This is a genomic window from Azospirillum sp. NS33, from assembly GCF_059703765.1.
On the sequence record NZ_BAAKJB010000002.1, the window covers coordinates 145,919 to 166,567 of the forward strand.

The 20,649-nt window shown below is 71.0% G+C and carries 14 protein-coding genes; 2 read left to right on the plus strand and 12 right to left on the minus strand.

What is annotated here, in order from left to right:
- Window positions 1-41: 41 nt before the first annotated feature.
- The 3 genes from AC6H2I_RS03310 to AC6H2I_RS03320 form a co-directional block, all read right to left on the minus strand.
- On the minus strand, window positions 42-488 hold the full coding sequence (locus tag AC6H2I_RS03310) for a hypothetical protein (protein WP_497499148.1): 447 nt from the start codon (window positions 486-488) through the stop codon (window positions 42-44).
- A 40-nt stretch (window positions 489-528) separates the two neighbouring features.
- Complete coding sequence (locus AC6H2I_RS03315; protein WP_497499149.1) at window positions 529-1,167, minus strand: class I SAM-dependent methyltransferase; 639 nt, start codon at window positions 1,165-1,167, stop codon at window positions 529-531.
- A gap of 104 nt (window positions 1,168-1,271) precedes the next feature.
- Window positions 1,272-2,147, minus strand: coding sequence for a LysR family transcriptional regulator (locus tag AC6H2I_RS03320; protein ID WP_497499150.1), 876 nt, complete (start codon window positions 2,145-2,147; stop codon window positions 1,272-1,274).
- 115 nt (window positions 2,148-2,262) lie between these two features.
- Here AC6H2I_RS03320 and AC6H2I_RS03325 point away from each other — a divergent pair, with 115 nt between their 5' ends.
- Complete coding sequence (locus AC6H2I_RS03325) at window positions 2,263-3,252, plus strand: permease (protein ID WP_497499151.1); 990 nt, start codon at window positions 2,263-2,265, stop codon at window positions 3,250-3,252.
- Here AC6H2I_RS03325 and arsB read toward each other — a convergent pair.
- Genes arsB through AC6H2I_RS03345 form a run of 4 tightly spaced genes read right to left on the minus strand, consistent with a single transcriptional unit; the run spans window position 3,186 to window position 7,050 of the window.
- The gene (gene arsB / locus AC6H2I_RS03330) at window positions 3,186-4,340 is read right to left on the minus strand and encodes an ACR3 family arsenite efflux transporter (RefSeq protein ID WP_497499152.1); all 1,155 of its coding nucleotides are present in this window, start codon (window positions 4,338-4,340) and stop codon (window positions 3,186-3,188) included. The two genes, AC6H2I_RS03325 and arsB, sit on opposite strands and share 67 nt — an antisense overlap.
- A gap of 23 nt (window positions 4,341-4,363) precedes the next feature.
- Window positions 4,364-5,620: an organoarsenical effux MFS transporter ArsJ gene (gene arsJ, locus AC6H2I_RS03335; RefSeq protein WP_497499153.1), complete on the minus strand. Its 1,257-nt coding sequence runs from the start codon at window positions 5,618-5,620 to the stop codon at window positions 4,364-4,366.
- Window positions 5,621-5,624: 4 nt separating this feature from the next.
- Window positions 5,625-6,641: an ArsJ-associated glyceraldehyde-3-phosphate dehydrogenase gene (locus AC6H2I_RS03340; RefSeq protein WP_497499154.1), complete on the minus strand. Its 1,017-nt coding sequence runs from the start codon at window positions 6,639-6,641 to the stop codon at window positions 5,625-5,627.
- Between the two features lie 31 nt (window positions 6,642-6,672).
- On the minus strand, window positions 6,673-7,050 hold the full coding sequence (locus AC6H2I_RS03345; protein WP_497499155.1) for an ArsR/SmtB family transcription factor: 378 nt from the start codon (window positions 7,048-7,050) through the stop codon (window positions 6,673-6,675).
- A 327-nt stretch (window positions 7,051-7,377) separates the two neighbouring features.
- On the opposite strand from AC6H2I_RS03345, the gene AC6H2I_RS03350 reads away from it, so the two are divergent.
- The gene (locus AC6H2I_RS03350) at window positions 7,378-8,520 is read left to right on the plus strand and encodes a hypothetical protein (protein WP_497499156.1); all 1,143 of its coding nucleotides are present in this window, start codon (window positions 7,378-7,380) and stop codon (window positions 8,518-8,520) included.
- A gap of 351 nt (window positions 8,521-8,871) precedes the next feature.
- Here AC6H2I_RS03350 and AC6H2I_RS03355 read toward each other — a convergent pair whose 3' ends face one another.
- Genes AC6H2I_RS03355 through AC6H2I_RS03375 form a run of 5 tightly spaced genes read right to left on the minus strand, consistent with a single transcriptional unit; the run spans window position 8,872 to window position 20,452 of the window.
- Entirely contained in the window at window positions 8,872-12,201 is a 3,330-nt protein-coding gene (locus AC6H2I_RS03355) for a DUF499 family protein (protein ID WP_497499157.1), read from the minus strand.
- 22 nt (window positions 12,202-12,223) lie between these two features.
- Entirely contained in the window at window positions 12,224-15,100 is a 2,877-nt protein-coding gene (locus AC6H2I_RS03360) for a DUF1156 domain-containing protein (protein ID WP_497499158.1), read from the minus strand.
- Window positions 15,097-16,440, minus strand: coding sequence for a hypothetical protein (locus AC6H2I_RS03365; RefSeq protein ID WP_497499159.1), 1,344 nt, complete (start codon window positions 16,438-16,440; stop codon window positions 15,097-15,099). The genes AC6H2I_RS03360 and AC6H2I_RS03365 overlap by 4 nt, the downstream gene beginning before the upstream one ends.
- On the minus strand, window positions 16,437-16,928 hold the full coding sequence (locus tag AC6H2I_RS03370) for a hypothetical protein (protein WP_497499160.1): 492 nt from the start codon (window positions 16,926-16,928) through the stop codon (window positions 16,437-16,439). Before AC6H2I_RS03370 ends, AC6H2I_RS03365 begins: the two co-directional genes overlap by 4 nt.
- Window positions 16,929-16,936: 8 nt before the next feature.
- Complete coding sequence (locus tag AC6H2I_RS03375) at window positions 16,937-20,452, minus strand: protein NO VEIN domain-containing protein (RefSeq protein WP_497499161.1); 3,516 nt, start codon at window positions 20,450-20,452, stop codon at window positions 16,937-16,939.
- Between the last annotated feature and the right edge of the window lie 197 nt (window positions 20,453-20,649).

The following is a 20,649-nucleotide window of genomic DNA, read 5'->3' on the forward strand; positions in this document are numbered from 1 at the left end:
GGTGAGCGGGGCCGGGCGGTGGACGGGGCCGCTCCCGCCGCTCAGCGGATGCGGTAGGCGGCGTGGCAGGCGGTGCAGGTGGCGGTGACGTCGGCCAGCGCCCGGAAGACCGCCTTCGGGCCGTCGACGGGGTCGAGGTCGGCGTCCTGGACGGCCACGGCGAAGCGGCTGGCGGCGCGGTGCAGCTCCGTGCCCATCCGCTGCATCGGCTCCGGCATGAAGCGGCCGAGGTGGGCGGCGTCATGGAGGACCAGCGACGTCATGCCGATGCGCTGCTCGGCGATGCGGGCCGCGGCGTCGGCCTCGCCCGCGGCCAGCGCGGCCAGGATGTCCTGCAGCGCCCGCAGGTGGTCGCGCATGGTGGCCATCATGTGCCGCTGCATGGGCGGCGGCAGCTCGACGAATTGGCGCTCCTCTGCCACCGCCGGCCGGCCGGCGGCGACGAGCAGAGCCGCCACGGCGAGCCGGACGAGGGTCGATTGCACCATGGGCGTTCTCCCGTGCTGGTGGTGACGCCGCGGCGCGCCGTCAGCGCCCACCGTCCGCGGGGCTGCGGCGGAAGCGGCAACAGACGAAGGCTTGCCGGCGTCCCGCCGGAGTGCGGTGGTCGTCGTAGGCCACCTCCTCCAGCCGGTAGGCGGCCCCAAGCTCGGCCGCCAGGGCCTCGGGGTCGTAACGGACCACGGGCAGGCCGCTGCACCGGTCCGGGCCATCGGGACCGAAGGACGCGATGACGAGCGTGCCGCCGGGCTCGAGGGCGGCGTCCAGCACGGTGCGGTAGGCGTCGCGGTCGGCGGCCTCGGTGAGGAAATGGAACACGGCGCGGTCGTGCCACAGGCCGTAGCGGGCCGGCGGCCGCCACGCGGTGACGTCCGCCTCGACCCAGCTCACCGCGTCGGCGCGCGCCCCGAGGCGGGTGCGCGCGGCGGCGAGCGCCGCGCCGGCGATGTCGAGCACCGTCACGGCGCGGTGGCCGCGATCGAGGAGATGGTCGACCAGCGTCGACGCCCCGCCGCCGACGTCGACCAGCCGGGCGTCGGGCGCGACGCCGGACGCCCGGATGAGCGCCAGGGAGGCGGCGGGATGGTCCTGGTGCCAGCTCACCGCGTCGCTGGCGGTGCGGGTGTAGACGCCCTGCCAGTGGTCCTGGCGCTGCCGTCGGGTCATGGGTCCGGCCTCTCGTGGCGCTGCGCCTCGCACATTAGCAACATCCGCATGACCACGCCACGACCGCCGCGCCGTCATCCGGCACCGCCGTGTCGGGCGCCGCGTCATCGCCGCCCCGGGCCCGCCAGGGCCGTCCGGATCGCCTCCTCCATCGCGGCGACGGCCGGCGTCGGGCCGCCGCTCCGCCGCAGCAGGACCAGGGACGAGGAGGGCAGGGGCGGAAAGCCGTCGCGCGCGTCCAGCACCCGCAGGCCGGGCGGGACGGTGCTGCGGGCGAAGACACCGACCGCCAGGCACGCGGCCACCGCCGCCGTCACGCCGCCGGCGCTCTCGCTGCTGTAGGCGACGCGACAGGGCCGCCCTGCCGCGGCCAGGGCCCCGAGCGCGGCGTCGCGCCACCAGCACGCCCGGTCGAACAGCGCCAGCGGCACCGGCCGCCCGGGCGCGAGCGGCAGCCGGGGATGGGCGGCCCACACCGTGTCCTCGGTCAGCAGCGGGGCGGTGCCGGCCGCTTCCGGTGGGGCGGCGTGGACGGCGAGGTCGAGCTCGCCGCGGCGGACCGCCCCCGGGAAGTCGGTGCTGACCGCGCAGCGCACCGACACCTCCACCTCGGGATGGCGGGCGGCGAAGCTGGCGAGCACCGAGGCCAGGACGCCGGGTCCGTGGTCGTCGGGAATGCCGACGGCGACGGGACCGGCAAGCGGCGCGGCGAAGAGGCCCGCGATGCGGTCGATCTCGCCGAGCGCGCGACGGGCCGCCCCGATCAGCGCCTCGCCACCCGGGGTGAGCGCCATGCCGCGGGCCTGGCGCCGGAACAGGGCCGCCCCCAGCGTCGTCTCCAGCTTGCGCACCTGCACGCTGATGGCCGACTGGGTGCGGCCCAGGGCGGCGGCGGCGTGCGTCACGTTCCCCGCGTCGGCGACCGCCAGGAAGGTCCGCAGGAGGTCGCTGTCGATGGGCAAGCGTTCGTTTTTCTTCATGCCAATCATCATAACTGTTCGTTTGTGGCAATGCCACTCGCCCGCCTATCGTCGGGGAAGCGGAATCGGCCGGGGGTGGGCGATGGTGTGGAACGGCGGCCCCGGCGGACGGCGGATGGCGGCCTGGACGGCGGCGCTGGCGGTTGTCGGCCTGGTGGTGGTGGCGGCGCCGGGCGCTGCCGGGGAGGCGGCCGGGTTCGTTGCATGGAACCTGGTCCTGGTCGCACCGGCGGTCCTGATCGGCATCGGGCTGACCGCAGCGGTCACCGCCATGGGAGCGATGCCGGCGCTGGCCGCGGCGTTCCGCGGGCGCCCCTGGCGCATGATCGTCGCCGCCTCGGCGGCCGGTGCGGTGACGCCGGTCTGCGGCCTCACGGTCCTGCCGGTGGTCGCCGGCCTGCTCGCCGGCGGCGTGCCTCTGGCGCCGGTGATGGCGTTCTGGCTGTCCTCGCCGGTCACCGATCCCGGCATGCTGGTGGTCACGGCGGCGACCCTCGGGACCCCTTTCGCCCTGGCGAAGGCGGTCGCGGCGGTGGGCATCGGCGTTCTCGGCGGGGGGGTGACCCGGCTTCTCGCCCGCAGCGGCGCGCTGCGCGCCCCTCTGCGCGGTGGCCGGTGGGCCGGTATCGGCGGCACCGACGCGTGCGGCCCGGCGGCACCGCGGACCTTCGCATGGCGCGTCTGGGCGCAGCCGGCACGGCGCGCCGTCTTCGCCGCGACGTTCCTTGCCACCGCGCGGCCGCTGGTGCCGTGGCTGGCCCTGGCCCTCCTGGCCGAGTTCGCGCTGCGGGGGCTGTTGCCCGGCGATGCGATCGCGCCGCTCGTCGGGCGCGACACCGCCTGGGCGGTGCCGCTGGCCGCCGTCGTCGGCGCGCCGGTCTATCTCGACGGCTACGCGGCCCTTCCCCTGGTCCGCGGCCTGATGGACGCCGGCATGGCACCCGGCGCGGCCCTGGCCTTCCTGGTCGCCGGCGGCATCGTCAGCACCTGGGCGGCCGTTCCCGTGTTCGCCCTGGTCCGCCTGCCGGTGTTCCTCCTCTACCTCGTGCTGGCAGTGGGCGGGTCGATGCTCGTGGGGTGGGTGGCGGCGCCGGTCCTGGCGTGACGGTCGGTCGTTTCGCCGGCGCCGGCGGGAAAGTGGTCGCGGCTGCGGTTGCACAGGGCGACCAGCGACAGCATGACCGGCACCTCCACCAGCACGCCGACCACGGTCGCCAGGGCGGCACCCGATTGCAGGCCGAACAGGCTGATGGCGACCGCCACCGCCAGCTCGAAGAAGTTGGAGGTGCCGATCAGCGCCGACGGGGCGGCGATCGCGAAGGGCACCCGCCAGGCCCACGCCCAGGCGTAGGCGATGGCGAAGATGCCGTAGCTCTGGATCACCAGGGGCACGGCGATCAGCAGGATGAGGAGCGGCTGGGCGATGATGGTCTCGCCCTGGAAGCCGAACAGCAGGACGATGGTCGCCAGCAAACCGACGACGGTCCAGGGCTTGAGCCGGCCGGTGAAGCGTTCCACCGCGGCGGCACCGCCCGCGGCGACCAGCGAGCGGCGCGTCAGGTATCCGGCGGCCAGCGGGATGACGATGTAGAGCACCACCGACCACAGCAGCGTCGCCCATGGCACGATCACGTCGGTGACGCCCAGCAGCAGGGCGACGAGGGGGGCGAAGGCGACCACCATGATCAGGTCGTTCACCGACACCTGGACCAGGGTGTAGGTGGCGTCGCCGCGGGTCAGCTGGCTCCACACGAAGACCATGGCGGTGCAGGGGGCCGCACCCAGCAGGATCATCCCGGCGATGTACTCCTTGGCGTCGGCCGGATCGACGAGGCCGCGGAACAGCCCCTCGAAGAACAGCAGGCCCAGCGCCGCCATGGTGAAGGGCTTGACCAGCCAGTTCACCACCAGGGTGATGACCAGCCCCTTGGGCCGGTCCCCGACATGGGTCAGGGACGCGAAGTCGACGGTGACCATCATCGGGTAGATCATCACCCAGATCAGCACGGCGACGACCATGTTGACGTTGGCGACCTCCAGCGCGGCCAGCCCCTCGAACAGGCCGGGCAGCGCCAGCCCCAGCAGGATGCCGCCGGCGATGGCCAGCGCCACCCACAGGCTGAGGAAGCGCTCGAACACGCCCATCGGGGAACCGGCCGCCCGGCGGGCGGTGGTGTCGCGGTGCTCGGACATGGGCGGGGACTCCGTTCGGGACGTCACGGGGCGTCGGGCAGGGCGGACGGGGCCGCCGCGGAGGGTGCGCTGCCGTCGCGCGCCGTGGGCAGGAGGAGCGACAGCAGGAAGGATGCGGCCACCAGGGCGGACGCGACCAGCAGGCAGCCGACGATGCCGCCCGCCTGGTAGGACAGGCCGGACAGCAGCGAGCCGGCCAGCCGGCCGCCGGCGTTGGCCATGTAGTAGAAGCCGACGTTCAGCGCCACCGTGTCGGCGTCGGTGTAGGCCAGGATCAGGTAGGAGTGCACCGCGGAGTTGACGGCGAAGACGACGCCGAACAGGCCGAGCCCCACCATGACGCTCAGGCCCGGGTCGGCGCCGGCGGCCAGCGCCGCGGCGAGGAGGGCCGGCAGCACGGCCAGCGCCAGCGCCCACAGGCGGGCCGCCCGCACCTCGCTCGACACCCCGTCGGGGGAGCGGGTCACCAGGCCGGGCGCCGCCGCCTGGACGACACCGTAACCGATCACCCAGGCCGCCAGGAAGCCGCCGACCTCGGCGAAGCTCCAGCCGAGCCGGTCGTAGAGGAAGATCGGCACGCCGACCACGAACCACACGTCGCGCGCGCCGAACAGGAAGAAGCGCGCCGCCGACAGCACGTTCACCGCGCGGGTCTTGGACAGGATCCGGGTGAACCTGACCGTCGTCTTCGACCGGCCGAGGTCGCCGCGCAGCAGCAGCGCCGCCGCCACCAGGACCAGGACGAGCCCGCCGGCCATGACCCACAGCCCGTGCCGGAAGCCCAGGGTCGACAGCAGCAGCCCGCCGAGGAAGAAGCCGACGCCCTTCAGCGCGTTCTTCGACCCCGTGAGCACCGCCACCCAGCGGAACAGCGCGCCCGACCGGCCCTCGGGCAGCACCACCTTGATGGCGCTCTTGGACGACATCTTGGTGAGGTCCTTGGCGATCCCGGCCAGCCCTTGCGCCGCCACCACATAGGCGACGGAGAGCGCCAGGGTCCACGCCGGGTCCACCGCCGACAGCATGGCCAGCGCCACCACCTGCAGGGCGAGCCCGGCGAACAGGGTGGGGCGCAGCCCGAAGCGGGCGCCGATCCAGCCCCCCACCAGGTTGGTGACGACGCCGAACGCCTCGTAGAGGACGAACAGGAAGGCGAGCTGGAAGGGCGTGTAGCCCAGCGTGTTGAAGTGCAGCAGCACGAGCATGCGCAGCGCGCCGTCGGTGAGGGTGAACCCCCAGTAGGCGGCGGTGACGATGGCGTAGTCGCGCATCGGCGTCATCGCCTCAACCCTCCAGCGACCGGGCGACCTTGGCGGTCAGCTCGGCGAGGCGGTGGGCGTAGCCCATCTCGTTGTCGTACCAGGCGATGACCTTCACCTGCGTGCCGTCCACCACCAGGGTGGAGAGGGCGTCGACGATGGCCGAGCGCGGGTCGGAGCGGTAGTCGACGGAGACCAGCGGCCGCTCCTCGTAGCCGAGGATGCCGGCGAGCGGGCCGGCGGCGGCCGCCTGGAACAGGGCGTTGACCTCCTCGGCGCTGGTCGGCCGGGCCACCTCGAACACCGCGTCGGTGATCGAGGCGTTGAGCAGCGGCACACGCACCGCCATGCCGTTGAGCTTGCCCGTCAGCTCGGGGTAGATCAGCGCGATGGCGGTGGCCGATCCGGTCGAGGTGGGAATCAGGGAGGCGAGGGCGGAGCGGGCGCGCCGCAGGTCCTTGTGCGGGGCGTCGACGATCACCTGGGTGTTGGTGACGTCGTGGATGGTGGTGACGACGCCGTGGCGGATGCCCAGCGCCTCGTGCACCACCCGGACCACCGGGGCCAGGCAGTTGGTGGTGCAGGACGCGGCGGTGACCAGATCGTGCCGCGCCGGGTCGTAGAGGTGGTCGTTGATGCCGATGACGACGTTGAGGGCGCCCGGCGTCTTGACCGGGGCCGCCACCACGACCTTGCGGGCGCCGTTCTCGAAGTGCGGCCGGTTGGCGTCGGTGGTGACGAATTTGCCGGAGCTTTCGATCACCACCGCGACGCCGAGGTCGCGCCAGGGGATGGCGGCGGGGCGGGCGTGCGCCGAGACGCCGACGCGCCGGCCGTCGACGACGATGTGGTCGTCCCCGGCGGCGACCGGCACCGGCCAGCGGCCGTGGACGCTGTCGAATTCCAGCAGGTGGGCCGCCACCGCGGCGCCGCCCGTCGCCTCGTTGATGTGGACGATCTCGACGTCCGTCCGGCCCTGCGCGGCACGCAACGCCAGGCGTCCCATGCGGCCGAACCCGTTGATGCCGACGCGCACCGTCATGCCCGTTGTCCTATTGCCCGCGACAGGGAGGTCAGTTCGCGGCCTGCGGTCGCCGGCCGCCCGGCGGGCAGCACACATCGTCCGCAGACGGCGCGGTCTCGCCGAGGATGCCGCACAGCTCCGGATGGCCGTCGCAGCAATCGTGCAGGAGGAACCCCATCAGCTCCTTCATCGCCGACAGGTCGGCGCTGTAGATGATCGAGCGTCCCTCCCGCCGCGACGTCACCAGCCCGGCGTGGCTGAGCTGCGACAGGTGGAACGACAGCGTCGCCGGCTGCACCCCCAGCCGCTCGGCGATCTCCCCGGCGGCGCGCCCGTCCGGCCCGGACCGCACCAGGAGACGGAAGACGGTGAGGCGGGATTCCTGCGCGAGCGCGCCGAGCGCGGCTATGGCCTGTTTCTGTTCCATGATTTGACCATTATCAAAATGTTTGGGCCAAGTCAACGCGGCGCTGCCCCAGTGTCGCTGCCCCAGTGTCGCTGCCCCAGTGTCGCTGCCCCGGGGTCGCGTGCGAGGCGGCGGCTTGCCGTGCCGTGCCGTTCCGGCGCCGCGGCGGACCCGGTCGACACGCCTCATCGCGCCGCCGCCGGCGACGGGCGGGCTCGCGCCGGGTGATTGGGATGGACATGGGGCTCCTTTCGCAGAATGATTTTCCGTGCAACCGGCTCGGGACCCGGTGAGCCTCGTGCCACGCCGGCCCCCTGCGGGATGCTCCCATCGGCAACGGGCGCGGGCATGAGCGAGTATCGATACTACGAATTCCAGGCGGTGGATCGGCTGCTGAGCGCCGAGGACCAGGAGGCGTTGCGCGCCATCTCGACGCGGGCGCGGATCACCGCCGCCACCTTCGCCAACCACTACGAATGGGGCGATCTGAAGGCGAATCCGGCCGTGATGATGGGGCGCTGGTTCGACCTGCATGTCCACATGGCCCATTGGTCCACCCGGTCCTTCATGGTGCGGCTGCCGCGGCGCCTGTTCGATCCGGAGGTGGTTCGCCCCTACGCCCGCGGCGGGACGCTCGAGGTGGAGGGCGCGGGCAACGGCGTCGTGCAGGCGTTTCACGCGGACGACCTGACGATCGACGGCACCGACGACGGTTCGGGATGGATGGCGGCTCTCGCCCCGGTGCGCGCCCAGCTGCTGGAGGGTGACCTGCGCTGCCTCTATCTCTGGTGGCTGCTGGCCGTGCAGCGCGGTGCGGTGGCGGCGGAGGAGGACGAAGCGCCGCGGCCGCCCGGTCTGTCGCGGCTCGACGGGGCCTTGGACGCCTTCGTCGACTATGTCCAGCTGGATCCGGATCTGCTCGCCGCCGCGGCGGAGGGTGCCGAGCCGGCCGTCGATCCGCTCACCGACGACACCCTGGCGGCGTTCATCGGTGCGCTCCCCGTCGCCGAGAAGGATGAGATCCTGGCGCGGCTGGTCCGCGGCGACGGCGCGACGCTGCCCAGCGAGCTGCGCCGGCGCTGCCGGGAGTCCCTGGGGGGCCTGTCCGGCGCGGCGCTCCCGGCACGCCGCGTCGGTGATCTGCTCGGCGCGGCGGCGGCATCCGCCGAGGCGCGGCGGAAGCGCGAGGCGGACCGTGCCGCCGCCGCGCGGGAGCGCCAGACGCGCGCCGAGGCGGACGCCCGGCGGCGGCGCCTCGACGCCTTGGCGACCCGGACCGATCGGGCGTGGCTGACGGTGGAGACCCTGATCGACGCCAAGCGCGCCGCCGACTACGACCAGGTCGTTGCTCTTCTGCTCGACCTCGAGGCGGTCGCCCAGCGCGATGGTCGGCGGGAGGAGTTCGGTCGCCGCATCGCGGAGCTGCGGGACCGGCATTCCCGCAAGCGATCCTTCATCGAGCGGCTCGACCGCGCAGCCCTGTGCCGGTAGGCGAGCGTCGGCGTGCCTCCCGGCGTCGCAAGGGACGGGAGCGAGCCGCCCGCGGGGGACGCCCGGTCTCCGCCACCATGGCGGGCACGGACGCGCTCGATCCCCATGGCGATCACCGGCCACCCGACCGAACCCATGGTCGCCCGCGGCATCCCAAGCGCCGACCGGAAGCGCCGCGCCCGCTCGGGCCATGGCCAAGCCGGAGGGACTGAACAGCGAGCCGAGTCTGCAAAAACCGGCTCCGGAATCGGGCTACCTGGCAATGGGTCCCGCCGTCATGAGGACGGGGATCGACGGCCGGTTGCCATGACGCTCCGGCAGTTACCCGCCCTACGCCATCGACCAACCGGGTCACTCGAAGCCCGTCGACTCCGGCTTGAACTTGAGCTGGCGGGCGTTGTCCCGGACCACGCCCACGTCCCCCTCGTCGAAGCCGGACGCCGCCTCGGCCTCGATCTCCAGCGTCACCGTCACCTTGGCGCCCGGTGTGCGCTGGAGCTCCATCACGACGGCGTTGAGAATGGCCTCGAACGCCTTGACCGGCCGCACCATGTCGAGGTCGACGGTGCCGTAGAAGCGGGTCGGCATGCGCGGCCCGCTGTCGCCGCCGCCGCCGCTCCCGCCGCCGGCATCCTCGCCCGGTTTCACACCGTCTTCCGGTGGCGGCGGCGACGGCCCGCCGGCCGGCCCTCGGCCGGCCTCGTCCGCGGCGGCCCGCAGCGCGGCGGCGGCGGCGCTCGTCCGGACCAGCAGGGCCGTGTCCGGCAGCAACTCGGGAGGCGGCGCACCAAGACGGAGCCCGCGGTAGTGTCCGGACGCCTCATCGACGCCGTCGGCGTAGCCGAACAGGGGATCGAGCCGGCCGACGGCCTCGCGGATGGCCGTCTCGAGGACCACGCGGTCCCGCAGCTTCGGCAGGTAGACGTAGGACGCGAACCACTCCGCGATCTCGGCGATCGGGAGATGGGGCCGGTCCTCCGGCCACAGCGGGTTCAGGTGGTGCGACAGGGTCTCCGGGCCGTAGCGGTCCTTGATGAGGCCGTCGCCTTTCGCCTTGTCGTAGACGACCGCCGGCAGGGCGACGCGGTCCTTGGCCGTGACCGACAGGTGCTCCAGGTGGAAGGCGGCGCCCGGCGCGGTGCTCGGGTCCTTGGCCGGGTAGAGCACGTGGCTCCAGGCGAGGCGGGCGGCCTTCTCTGCACCGTCGCGGGCGGTCTTCTGCTTGTCCTGGGCGTCGGCGACCTGGGCCTGGGTCAGTTGCTGGCGCAGGCGCGCGTCCCCGACGATCGACGTCCAGGCCAGCGCCTTGCGCATGGCATCGCGGGCCGTCCCCAGAAGCCCCGCGTCCGGCGCCGCGAAGAGCAGGGTGTTGCGCAGCCGGCGCTGCGACGCGCGGCAGCGCGTCAGCGCCTCGGTCACGGCCTCGGTCGCGGCCGACGGGGCGGCGGCCCGCCCGGCGTGGGGCGCCGACGGGCCGAGGATGACGAGGGACAGGGCGGCACACTCATCGACCGCGATGGGATCGTCGGGCACGGCGAAGACGCGGTGGAAACCACCCTTGGTCGTCCCGTCGTCGCGCAGCACCTGGGCGATGGCGTCGTCCACCTCGTGCTCGGGGACCCCACGGGCGCGCTCGTCGGCCAGCCGGTTGAGCGTCGGCTGGGTCGAGAACCAGTAGCGTCCGGTCTCCTCATAGAGGTAGGTCGCGCGTTCCGACAGTTCGCGCAGCGCCTCGCCGAAGATCGCCAACTGGTCGCCCGGCTCGGCGCAGGCCAGCCGCAGCCCCGGTCCGGTGAGACCGGCGTTGGGCTGGCCAACGGTCGGTGCCGAGCACAGGAAGACGGCGCGGGCGGCGCGCGTCGCGGCGCGCGCCTGGGAGATGCGGCGGCTGGGGTTCGCCTCCATCCGCGTCGGCAGCGCGCTGTCGCCGTCGACCTCGCGGTCGACCACCGCGCCGAAGCCGGGGTCGAGCGGGTAGAGCACGCTGGCGCGGATGCGCTCGTGCGCGATGGGCACGCGCGCCGGCATGATCAGCGGATCGCGCACCTGGGCGTGCCAGAGCACGCCCACCACATTCGCCATGAAGCGCAGCACGCCGCGCGTGCGCTGGAACTTCTCCAGGCTGGCCCAGTCCTTGGAGAGCCGGTCGAACAGCTCGGGATGGATCGGGTAGGAGAGCCGCAGCAACTCGTGGTAGCGCGCCTCCTTGGCCTCCGGCGGGAACTCGGCGGGGTTGCGGCGGTAGAGGTCGTGGAAGGCCTTGACCGTCTCGTCACGCGCCTTCTCGCCGTCGCTGTCGAAGGGCTGGAACAGGCGGCGCCGGATGATCTCGTAGGTCTCGTCGCCCGACGCCGGCAGCCAGGTCGAGTGCACCCGGCCGAACACCGCCTGCAGGCGGCGCAGCGCCTGGACGCCCTTGTCCCCGCCGGCCTCCAGGTCGCTCTCCGGCAGGGAGCCGACGATCAGGATGCCGGGCACCATCTTCGCCGCCTCGGTGAGCGACTGGATGAAGGACAGGAACGCCTCGAACCGGTCATCGGGGAGCTGGCGCGCGAAGGCGACCAGCTCGTCGAGCAGGATGACGCTCGGGCCCGCCCGCTGGAAGACCTCGACCATCAGCTCGGAGCCGGGGTTGGTGCGCGCCGCTTCCGCCTCGCGGACGATCTCCAGCCCCGCCTCGCCGGCCAGCCGCCAGGCGATGTAGCCCCACAGCGTGTGCACCCGCGGCCCGTCCCGCAGCATCAGCGGCACGTCGGTGCCCTTCGACGAGCCGACGAACACGGCGACCTTGGGCCGGGTCCAGGCCCGGATGCCGGCGCCCTCGGCCAGCGGGCCGATCCCTTGCAGCACCGTCAGGTCGCCCGCCCGGGCCAGATGGAGCACGGCCAGCATGGTGTGCGTCTTGCCGCCGCCGAAGCCGGTCTGCAACCCGATGACGGGGTCGCCGCCGCTGCCGCCGAGGCGCTGCAGGGCGGATAGCAGCACGCGCCGCAGGCCCTCGGTCAGGAAGGTGATGCGGAAGAAGTTCTCCGGGGTCGCGTAATCCTCGGTGGCATGGCCGGCGTCGACGGCGAAGAGGTCGGCGGCGAACTCCGCCTCCTTGAAACGGTTGGCCAGCACGTCCGGGTGTGGCAGCGCCACCTCGATCCACGGCCGCAGCGCCTTGCCCGCCGTGGCGCCGGAGTCGGGCTCCGGTTCCGGGGGCGCCGTGGCCGCGGTCGCCTCGACACCGGCCGGGGCGGGGACCACGCCGGAGGCGCGCTGCTCCGTGTAGAGCCGCTTGAGCACGGCGACCTCGTCCTCGTCCGCCTTCACCAGCCGGAGGAGTTGGTGCATGGCGTCGAGGAATCGCAGCGCCTCGTCGTCCTGGAGCGGGATCGCCAGGTGGGAGATGGCGTTGCGGGCCTCCAGCGCCATGGAGGTGAAGTTGCGGACCTTGTGCTTGTCGCCGCGGGCAAACGCCGCGTCGAAGACCTCGCGCCAGGCGTCCACCATGGTCTTGAGCAGGCCGTAGGCGTCGAGCGGGGCGTTGGGCGAGCCGCCGGCGGCGCGGCTGGCGTAATGCAGCCATTTCGCGCCATGGACCGCCTTCATCCGCGCATCGACGAAGGGCGTGAGGCCGCGCTGGAGATGGTAGAGGCCTTCCTGGACCCGGCGCAGGTTCTCCTTGTCCTCGGTCACGCGCATCCCTCTCCCCGAATCCTCAGAACAGGCTGGCCTGCACCGCCCCGGCTTCGGCCGGCTGGTTCGCCGCCCGGTCCTCCAGGTGCGGCCATTCCTGCGCCAGCTCGTTATAGACGAGCGCTTCCTGGTTCCAACCCTTTTTCGTGGCAATCTCGAACAGCCGGTAGGCCAGCGCCCGGGCTTCCGCCGCCTTCGGCCCCATCTGGGCGACCAGCCGGGCCGCCGCCGCCCCGCCCCCGTCCTCGGAGCGCAGCACGCGCGCCGTGTGCTGCACGCATTCCCAGACGGTCAGCGAGCGGTCGGACAGCGGCGTCCAGTCCGGCCTCAGGTCGTCGCGCGGCGTGAGCGCCACCTTGCCGCGGAGGTCCTTGAACACGCCGGACGCGAAGAGCGCCCGGTCCGAGGTGTTCTTGGCGGTGGCGAGGACGATCATCTCCCCGGACGGCCGCGGGTCGAAGCCGTAGCTGCCGAACCAGGCCAGCGCCACCTGCGTCTCGGCGTCGAAGTTGGCGTCGAGCTCGTACTCGATCTCCTCCCAGACGCGGTTGATCAGCGCCAGCGCCGTGCGGACGGTCATGGCGCTGTCGTCGTCCTCCAGCACCTTGGCGTAGCGGGAGAAGATGCCCATGCCGGGGCCGATGACTGACTGCTGCATGTCCACCGGCCCGACGCCGGCCTTGCGGATCTTGTCGATGGCCTCCGGCAGGTCACGCTTCAGAGCGCGGACGAAGGCGGCGCGCGTGGTGACGCTGGCATCTGCGGCCCGCTTGCGGCAAACCAGGACGATGGACGAGGCGAGGGCGTTCGAGGCCTGCCCACGCATGCGGTTCGCCAGTTCCGTGCGGACCGGCCAAGTCCCGTCGACGACCAACCCGGCCTCGACGACGGCCTGCAGGAACGACGCCCAGCCGGCTGAGGTGATGCCTTCCTCGGCAAGCTCAGATTGCTTGAAGGCATAGTAGATGGTCAAGGGCTCACCATCGGTGGCCGCTTTACGCATGGCCGTGAGGGCGTCGGCCATTCCACGCATGAAGAATGCCTCGGCCTTGTCCTTGCTGCCGTGACGGTAGGGCGTTGCGACGAGTTCCTCATTCTTGGGCGCAGTCAGACGCCGGAATAGGTCCGGCCAAATTTCGGAGAGAGAAGGCCTCAGCCAAACGTAAAAAAAATCGGAGAGATCGGCATATCCGATGTTGTCGTAGTACGGAGGATCTGTGGAAATGACGATAGGCCGTACAGGAAACGAGTTCTGCGGAGCATTTATGTTATGGATGCGACCTTCTCCGGTGAGATCCAGCTTGTTCAGAACTTCGTATATCGCAAATGCTGTCCCCGCAATGTCACCTCCCGCTCCACTAAAGGGATTAGTTTCCGCGTAGTCCCATACCATTGGCAATGCTTGTCGACCAAATGTATTTTTCATCCGGTCCATTTTTGACTCCCACACGCAAAGCGTCGTGTTGCGGTCCGCGGCCTTGTCGATAGAGAATGCCAAATAGGTGGCAACAGCGTCAGCATACGCTGTTCCACTTCGGCCAACTGCATTTAGTCCGATTCCATCATCAACGAGACCGGCTGCGCGGGCATCGGCGAGAACCTTCTCATGGATCTCGGCAACCAACTCTGAAAATGTGGTTAGTGCAACGAGTTGGCGCTGTGTGAATAGGTCGGCCCAACGAGTCAACCCGTAAGCAGGCACCCGAAAGCCAAGCGCTTTATCATACAACTCCCCTTCAGGCTCCCAGCGGGGCTGTTCTGATACCGCAATGAGTGAGTGATTTTGCTGGGGAGAAACGTAAATTCTTCCTTTGCTGCTTTCCGCAACAATGGCCATCAGCCGTGTGCCAAGATTTTTGGCTTTTCCTTCAGCTCTATTCCAAGTCTCGGAAATCGCAGTGCCGGTTAGGATGCAGGTGAAATTTCCCCTCGAAGATTTAGTTCCCCCTTTCAGCCGCTCCTCGTCCTCCTTGCTCAACACGCCCGTCTTCACCTCGAACCGCCAACCGTCCGGCGCGGAGGGATCGATCACCGGTTCCACCCATGCCTTTTTCCCCTCTTTGGTGGACAGCATGAAGGACGACACCAGGGGCACCATGGCTCCCTTGGCGGCGGGATCCGGGGAGCGGACGGTCCGCGCCCACAGCCAGGCGATGACGGTGGCCTCGCTGCCATCGGGCAGGGTCGCCTTGGGGTAGAGGTGGCCAATGCGCTTCTCCGCCTCGTTGCGCATCCACTTGCCGTAATATCGCACATCGGCGGCGAGGCCCTGCGCGCCCTTGCCGTTCCAATGGCCGCCGCGCGCCAGTTCGGCCTGCGCCTCGGGGTTGACCGGCGGGCGGCCGGCGAACTTGGGCGGGATCTCCACCAGCGCCTTGCCGATCAGCACGGCCACCGGGTTGAGGTCGGAGCCGTAGGCGCGCAGGCCCAGGCGCTGCGCCTCCAGCGGGATCGAGCCGCCGCCAGAGAACGGGTCATAGACCGGCGGCGCCTTGGTCTGGAGATAGGCGAGCACCGCCTTGGGATCGTCGCGCGACGGCGGCTCCTCGCCCAGGCCCCAGGCGACGGAGCGGGCGATCTCCCAGCGGGCGGCGTCGAGGACGCGCTCGTCGTTGGCCGCGTCCCACGGCACCATGTCCTCGATCACCTTGTGCAGGCGCCGCCGCTCGGTGTCCTGCTCCTCCTCGGTGCGGAAGCGGTCGGGCCAGGAGGAGGGGTCGTCGACGAGCTGGGCGAACAGCACCGCACGGCACGCCGCCAGCGGCCGGCGCGCCCACCACAGGTGCAGGGTCGAGGGGTGGCCGTGGCGGATCGACTTCTCGCGGGCCGACGCCGCGTTGATGGCCTCGAGCGGGATCGAGACTTCGATCAGCTTCTTCCGAGCTTTCGTGATGGTCATACGGCTTCCGCCAGGTCTTCGATCGGGCTGTTGTCGCGCAGGTCGGGAAAGGGCAGGCCAAGACGTTGGCGGTCCATCGCCTTCTTGTTCACGAGAACGGTTCGGACCATGCGCTCATTGACGTGAAAATGCCGCGCGGCCCGGGCCAGCGCGATGTCGGTCGGGTCGTCGGTCCCCAGGAACTCGAACAAAGCGTCGTAGGGACACAGGAGGCTGGCGGCAAAGGCGCGCTGGAACTTCTGACGCTCGGTCCCCGATCGCGACACGGGCCCGAGGGCGGACGAGTCCGTCCACACCGCGTCACCGAGGCAGCGGGCCAGCTCGAAACGCCGGTCGTGCCCTTTTCGGCTGCGCAGGAAGACACGCTGAATCCCGGCGCCGTCGTCGCGAAGCCGGACCCCATAGGGCGCGTGGACATAGGTGTCGGCGTACCGCGGCTGGAGCACCGTTGGCGCCACTCCCGTGAGTTCGGACAGATCGCGATTGCGGAGCGGTTGCCATCCCGCGCCGACCTCGTCGCGCAATGTCGACGTCACCCGCTCGGCCATCTGCCACGGCTCGCTGTACCGGTCGTTCATGGCGCGGCGGCAGATGCGGACTGCGTCGTCAAAGCCGACCTCGGCGAAGGATTGGGGGCGCACCTCGCGAAGCACCCTGTCCAACGTCGCCGCCGCGTCGGCGCCGGGGGCCGCGCTCACCGCCTCCTCGACGTCCTCGGCGCCAAAGCGATCGATCAGGCCGGCGGCGCGCTCCATCAGCGATTCCGGCGCATCGTCGACATCGAAACCCGCCATCGCCTCGATGCGGCGCCATTGGGCGACGTCGGGGTCCGTGCGCTCGGCGGCCAGGGTCTCGATCACGTGGCGCAGCGTGGCGCGGTCCGATCCGTATCCCGCGTCGTCGTCGGCCGCCTCGGCGAGGAACGCATCGACCGCGCCCTCGAAGTCCGTACCGGGAACGAAGATCAGGGCATCGGTGAGATAGCGGACCGGCCCCGGATCGTCCTCACTGTCGCTCTTGCCGATCAGCCCGACGCGGTGCCCCTCGCCCCAGATCGTGAGTCGCGGCCACGCGAAACCTCCGCCGATGGAGGCCAACTCATGGGCCAGTCGCCACTCCGGCGTCCGGCCGTTCGGGGGGATGCACTCCCAGCGCAGCCGCCACCAATGGTCGACCAGCCAGAACGCCAGGGCGGCCGGCGGGGCCTGGAGGCAGTCGTCCTCGCGGTCGCCGCGGCGGAGCCTGGTCAGCACGACGTGGTCCGCGCGCACCGCAATCCCCTGCGGTGCGTCGGGGTCGTCGGGCCGGTCGCGGCGAACCTCTATCCGAAGCGCTGTCATGACGCGATCCTATATCGGGTTTCGCAGGCCGCCGCAGCCTTCTTGTCGCGGGCCGTGCCGTGCCGCTCCGCCCACTCGGCGAAACGGCGCAAGACGGGCGCGGCGATGGCCTCGGAGGGTCGGACCGGATAACCGTGAAACAGAGCGGTGTCGCGGTTGGTCACCGAAAGCTCGTAGATCCAGCCGGTGTCGTCCACCGTCCAGACCCGGGTTCCGACCAGACGCGCCGCCAGCGCCCGCTCGATCAACATGGGAATGCGGGCTAAGTCGGCGGGCCTGAAGCCGGCGTGCTCGTCGCACAAGGTGCGGTCGCCGCGCTCTCCCCGGAATGGCTCCAGACCGAACAGATGGGGATGCCGCTTGTGCTTGGGCGATCCCTCATACCCCATGCCGGCGAGTCCCTCGGCCTGAGCGTCGGCGTCCGCCGGGCCGGCAAGCCGCCGCTTCTCGTTGTCCGACGTCCGGGGCGGGATGTCGGACCGCTTCACGGGCCGTCTCATGCCGGCGGCGCCCCGCTGCGGCTCAGGTCCGTCAGGTCGAAGACGACGGCGGTCTCGGCGAATCCCAGGTCACGCGTAAAGAAGCGTCGGACATAGACGGGCTGTTGGACGTACCCCCGGTCGACCCGCACCAGGGCCAGGATGAAGGCGTCGGGCGCGTTCAGCGAGGCCAGGATCTCGTTCTTCGTGATGATCACGTCGCGGGCGTCGGCGCGGCGTCCCTTGACCTCGATGAAGCGCAGGCTGCCGGTCGCCCGGTCGCGGCTCTCGATATCCCAGCCCCGCTTCTCGGCCGACACGTCGCGCGGGGCGTGGCCGAGGGCGCGCTCGGCCGCCATCACGGCGTCCATCGCCAGCCGTTCGACCTCGGCGCGGCTCTCCGGGTCCTCGGCGAAGCCGGTCGGTCGGGCGTGCGCCGGTGCGGCGCGTGTGGCCAGCAGGCCCCTGGGAACCACCAGCGCCGCACCTTTCAGGACCGGGGGCAGGGCGATGATCCGGCGTTCGCGGTCGAGTTCCGCCTGCCGGCGGTGCAGCCGCTCGACGAGCCGGGACGCCGTGGCCTCGGCGTTCTGGGCGTTGATGCGCTGCTCCTTGCCGGCCCGTTCCTCCTCGCGCAGGCGCGCGGCACGGGCGTCCCAGTGGTTGATCTCGCGGGTCAGCCGCTGCCGCACCTCGCGCTCGACCTTGTCGATCTCGGCCAGCCGGCGCCGCTTCACCTCGGCCAAATGGGCGGGGACCAGGGTCTCGATGGCGTAGCCGATGGCCCGGTCCTCGACCCCACCGGACAGCCACGGCGCCGCCATCACGTCGGCGACGAGCGCCTTTTCCTCGGTGGTGGCCGGCCGGCAATCGAGGTAGGGGGCGGAACCGCCGTCGACGGCGCCGCCGTCCTCGGCCAGCCAGATGAACTGAAGGCGCTGCGAGACGACCCGCGGCTCCCCGGACTTCGCGGTGCGGCCGTCGCGGACCGCGTGCTCGAGATAGACCAGCAGCCGCGGCGCGGTGGAGTCGTCGGCGTCGTCGACCAGCACGCCGCCCTGGCTCAGCAGCGGCTGGAAGCGCTCCAGCACGATGTCCACCACAGTGTCGAGCAGGGGATGACCGGGCGCCATCAGCTCCGCCTGGGGCTGGCCGGCCACCAGGGTCTTCTCGAACGTCACGCGGGCGTAGCGGTCCAGCACGGGATCGCCGCGGCCGATGAGGCGGTCGCGCTCCTTGAGAAGGGAGGGCACGCGGGTGATCTCGAAGCGGCCGTTCTCCCGCTCGGCCATGCGCCCGCCCAGCAGGGTGAAGGCTTCGCGGAAGAACGCGCCGATGAAATGCGGCTGCAGACGGCGGGCCTGCGCGCGCTCCATCTGCTCGCGGATCGCCGCCACGGCGTTCGGGTCCATGCCTTCGGAGGTGAGCTTGCGCTCGGCGACGAGCGCCTCGATGGCGGCGACGTCGACCGCGCCGTCGACCTTGCGGAACAGGTCGGCTTTCGTCCCGGGGCTGTCGCCGTAGCGGATGGCGTCGACCAGGAGGTCGCGCAGGGCCTGCCCCTCGAAAAGCTGGCCCAGCACGTCGTAGACCTTGCCACCCAGGGCGACGCGTGCCTCCTCGAGCTTTTCCAGAAGCCGGCGGTAGACCTCGCCTTCCCGGGTGTTGGTGGCGCAGAGATTCCAGAGGTGGCAGACCTCGGTCTGGCCGATGCGGTGGATGCGGCCGAAGCGCTGCTCCAGCCGGTTGGGATTCCAGGGCAGGTCGTAGTTGACCATCAGGTGGGCGCCGCGTTGGAGGTTCACCCCCTCGCCGGCGGCGTCGTTGGCGATCATCACCCGCACCACCGGGTCGGAGTTGAAGGCGGCGATGGCGGCCCGGCGCGCCTCGCGGGCGATGCCGCCGTGGATGACGACCACGGCGGCGGGGTCGCCGGTGCGGGACACGATCTTCTGTTGCAGGTATTCCAGCGTGTCCTTGGGCTCGGTGAAGATCAGGATCTTGCGGCGCAGGCCGGTGGCCGCGTCCAGCATGATCGGTTCGTCGAGGATGGACTCGAGCTGGCGCCACTTGGTGTCCCGGCCCGACAGCTTGAGGGCCAGGGCACGCTCCTCCAGGTCCTTGAGGATGAGGATCTCCGCTTCCAGCTCGACCAGGGTCTGTGCCGCCGTCGCCAGATCGACGATCGCCTCTTCCGCGGCTTCCGCCTCCTCGCCGGGAGCCTCCTCGAAGTCGTCGGGATCGTAGGACAGGGCGGGCAGCGCCCGCGCGAAGGGGCGGGCCGCCCCGTCGCGGACCAGCCGTTCCTCCCGCAACCGCTCCTCAAGGCGTTTGCGGCGGCGCTCCAGGGAGCGGTGAATGGCGGCCGGCGAGGATGCGAGGCGGCGCTGGAGGATCTGCAGCGCGAACCCGACGTTCATGCGCCGCTTGTCGTCGCCGACCCGATCGGCCCGGTTCATCTCTTCGCGCACGTAGGTCGTGACCGCCTGGTACAGGTCGGCTTCCGCCGGCGAGAGCTCGTAGCTCGCCGTGTAGGCGCGCCGTTCCGGGAACAGCGGCGTGCCGTCGAACCGGTACAGCTCCTCCTTGGTCAGACGGCGCATCATGTCCGACACGTCGGCCCGGTGAACGCCCTCGCGGAAACGCCCCTCGAATCGGTCGGCATCGAGCAGGCCCATGAAGAGCTGGAAATCCGCCTCCTTGCCATTGTGCGGCGTCGCCGACATCAGCAGGAAGTTGCGGGCGCGGGTGCCGATCAGCCGGCCGAGCTTGTGGCGCTGCGTCTCCTTGACCTCGCCGCCGAAATAGGACGCCGCCATGCGGTGGGCTTCGTCGCAGATGGCGAGGTCCCAGTCCGGTGCCGCTTCCAGCTTGGCCTTCAGCGGGTCCGACCGGGCCGCCATGTCGAGACGCAGGATCAGGCGGTTCTTCTCGATGAACGGGTTGCCGGTGATCGACGCCTCGATCTGGTCGCGGGTCAGGATCTCGAACCCCAGGCCGAACTTCTCCGCCAGCTCGTCCTGCCACTGCTCGACGAGGCTGCCGGGAGCGACGATCAGGCAACGCTCCAGGTCGCCGCGGATCAGCAGCTCCTTGATGAGAAGCCCGGCCATGACCGTCTTGCCGGCGCCGGGATCGTCGGCCAGCAGGAAGCGCAGGGGTTGGCGCGGCAGCATCTCGCCGTAGACCGCCGTGATCTGGTGGGGCAGGGCTTCGATCTGGGAGGTGCTGACCGCCAGGTAGGGATCGAACAGGTGGGCGAGGCGGATCCGGTACGCCTCCGACGCCAGGCGCAGCAGGCCCCCGTCGGCATCGAACGCGTAGGCCCGCCCCCCTTCGACGATCTCGAACGCCGACTCCTCGCCACGGTAGATCAGGCGTTCGCCGACACGTCCGTCGACGCGGAACACGAGGTTCATGGCATCCGGCCCGAAGCGCGAGACGGAGACGACCTCCGCCGGCCCGGCGGCGTCCAGACCCCTGAGGCGGGCACCCACCTTGATGTCGTCGAAGTTCACTGCCAGTGCGTCCACTCGTTGATCGGCCGTCCATCCTACACCAAGACGATACGCCACCGGCCCGAACCTTAGCAGTGAGAGTGCTTTGACCGCCGCCGCAATTCTGGCCTGTGGATTTCCCTATGTCATAAACTCATAAAAGGGATTCCGGGGTCACGTCCCTGGGAGTGGTGTAGCAGGGCCTGCCCCGGCGGTCGGTCATCGTGGTTCTT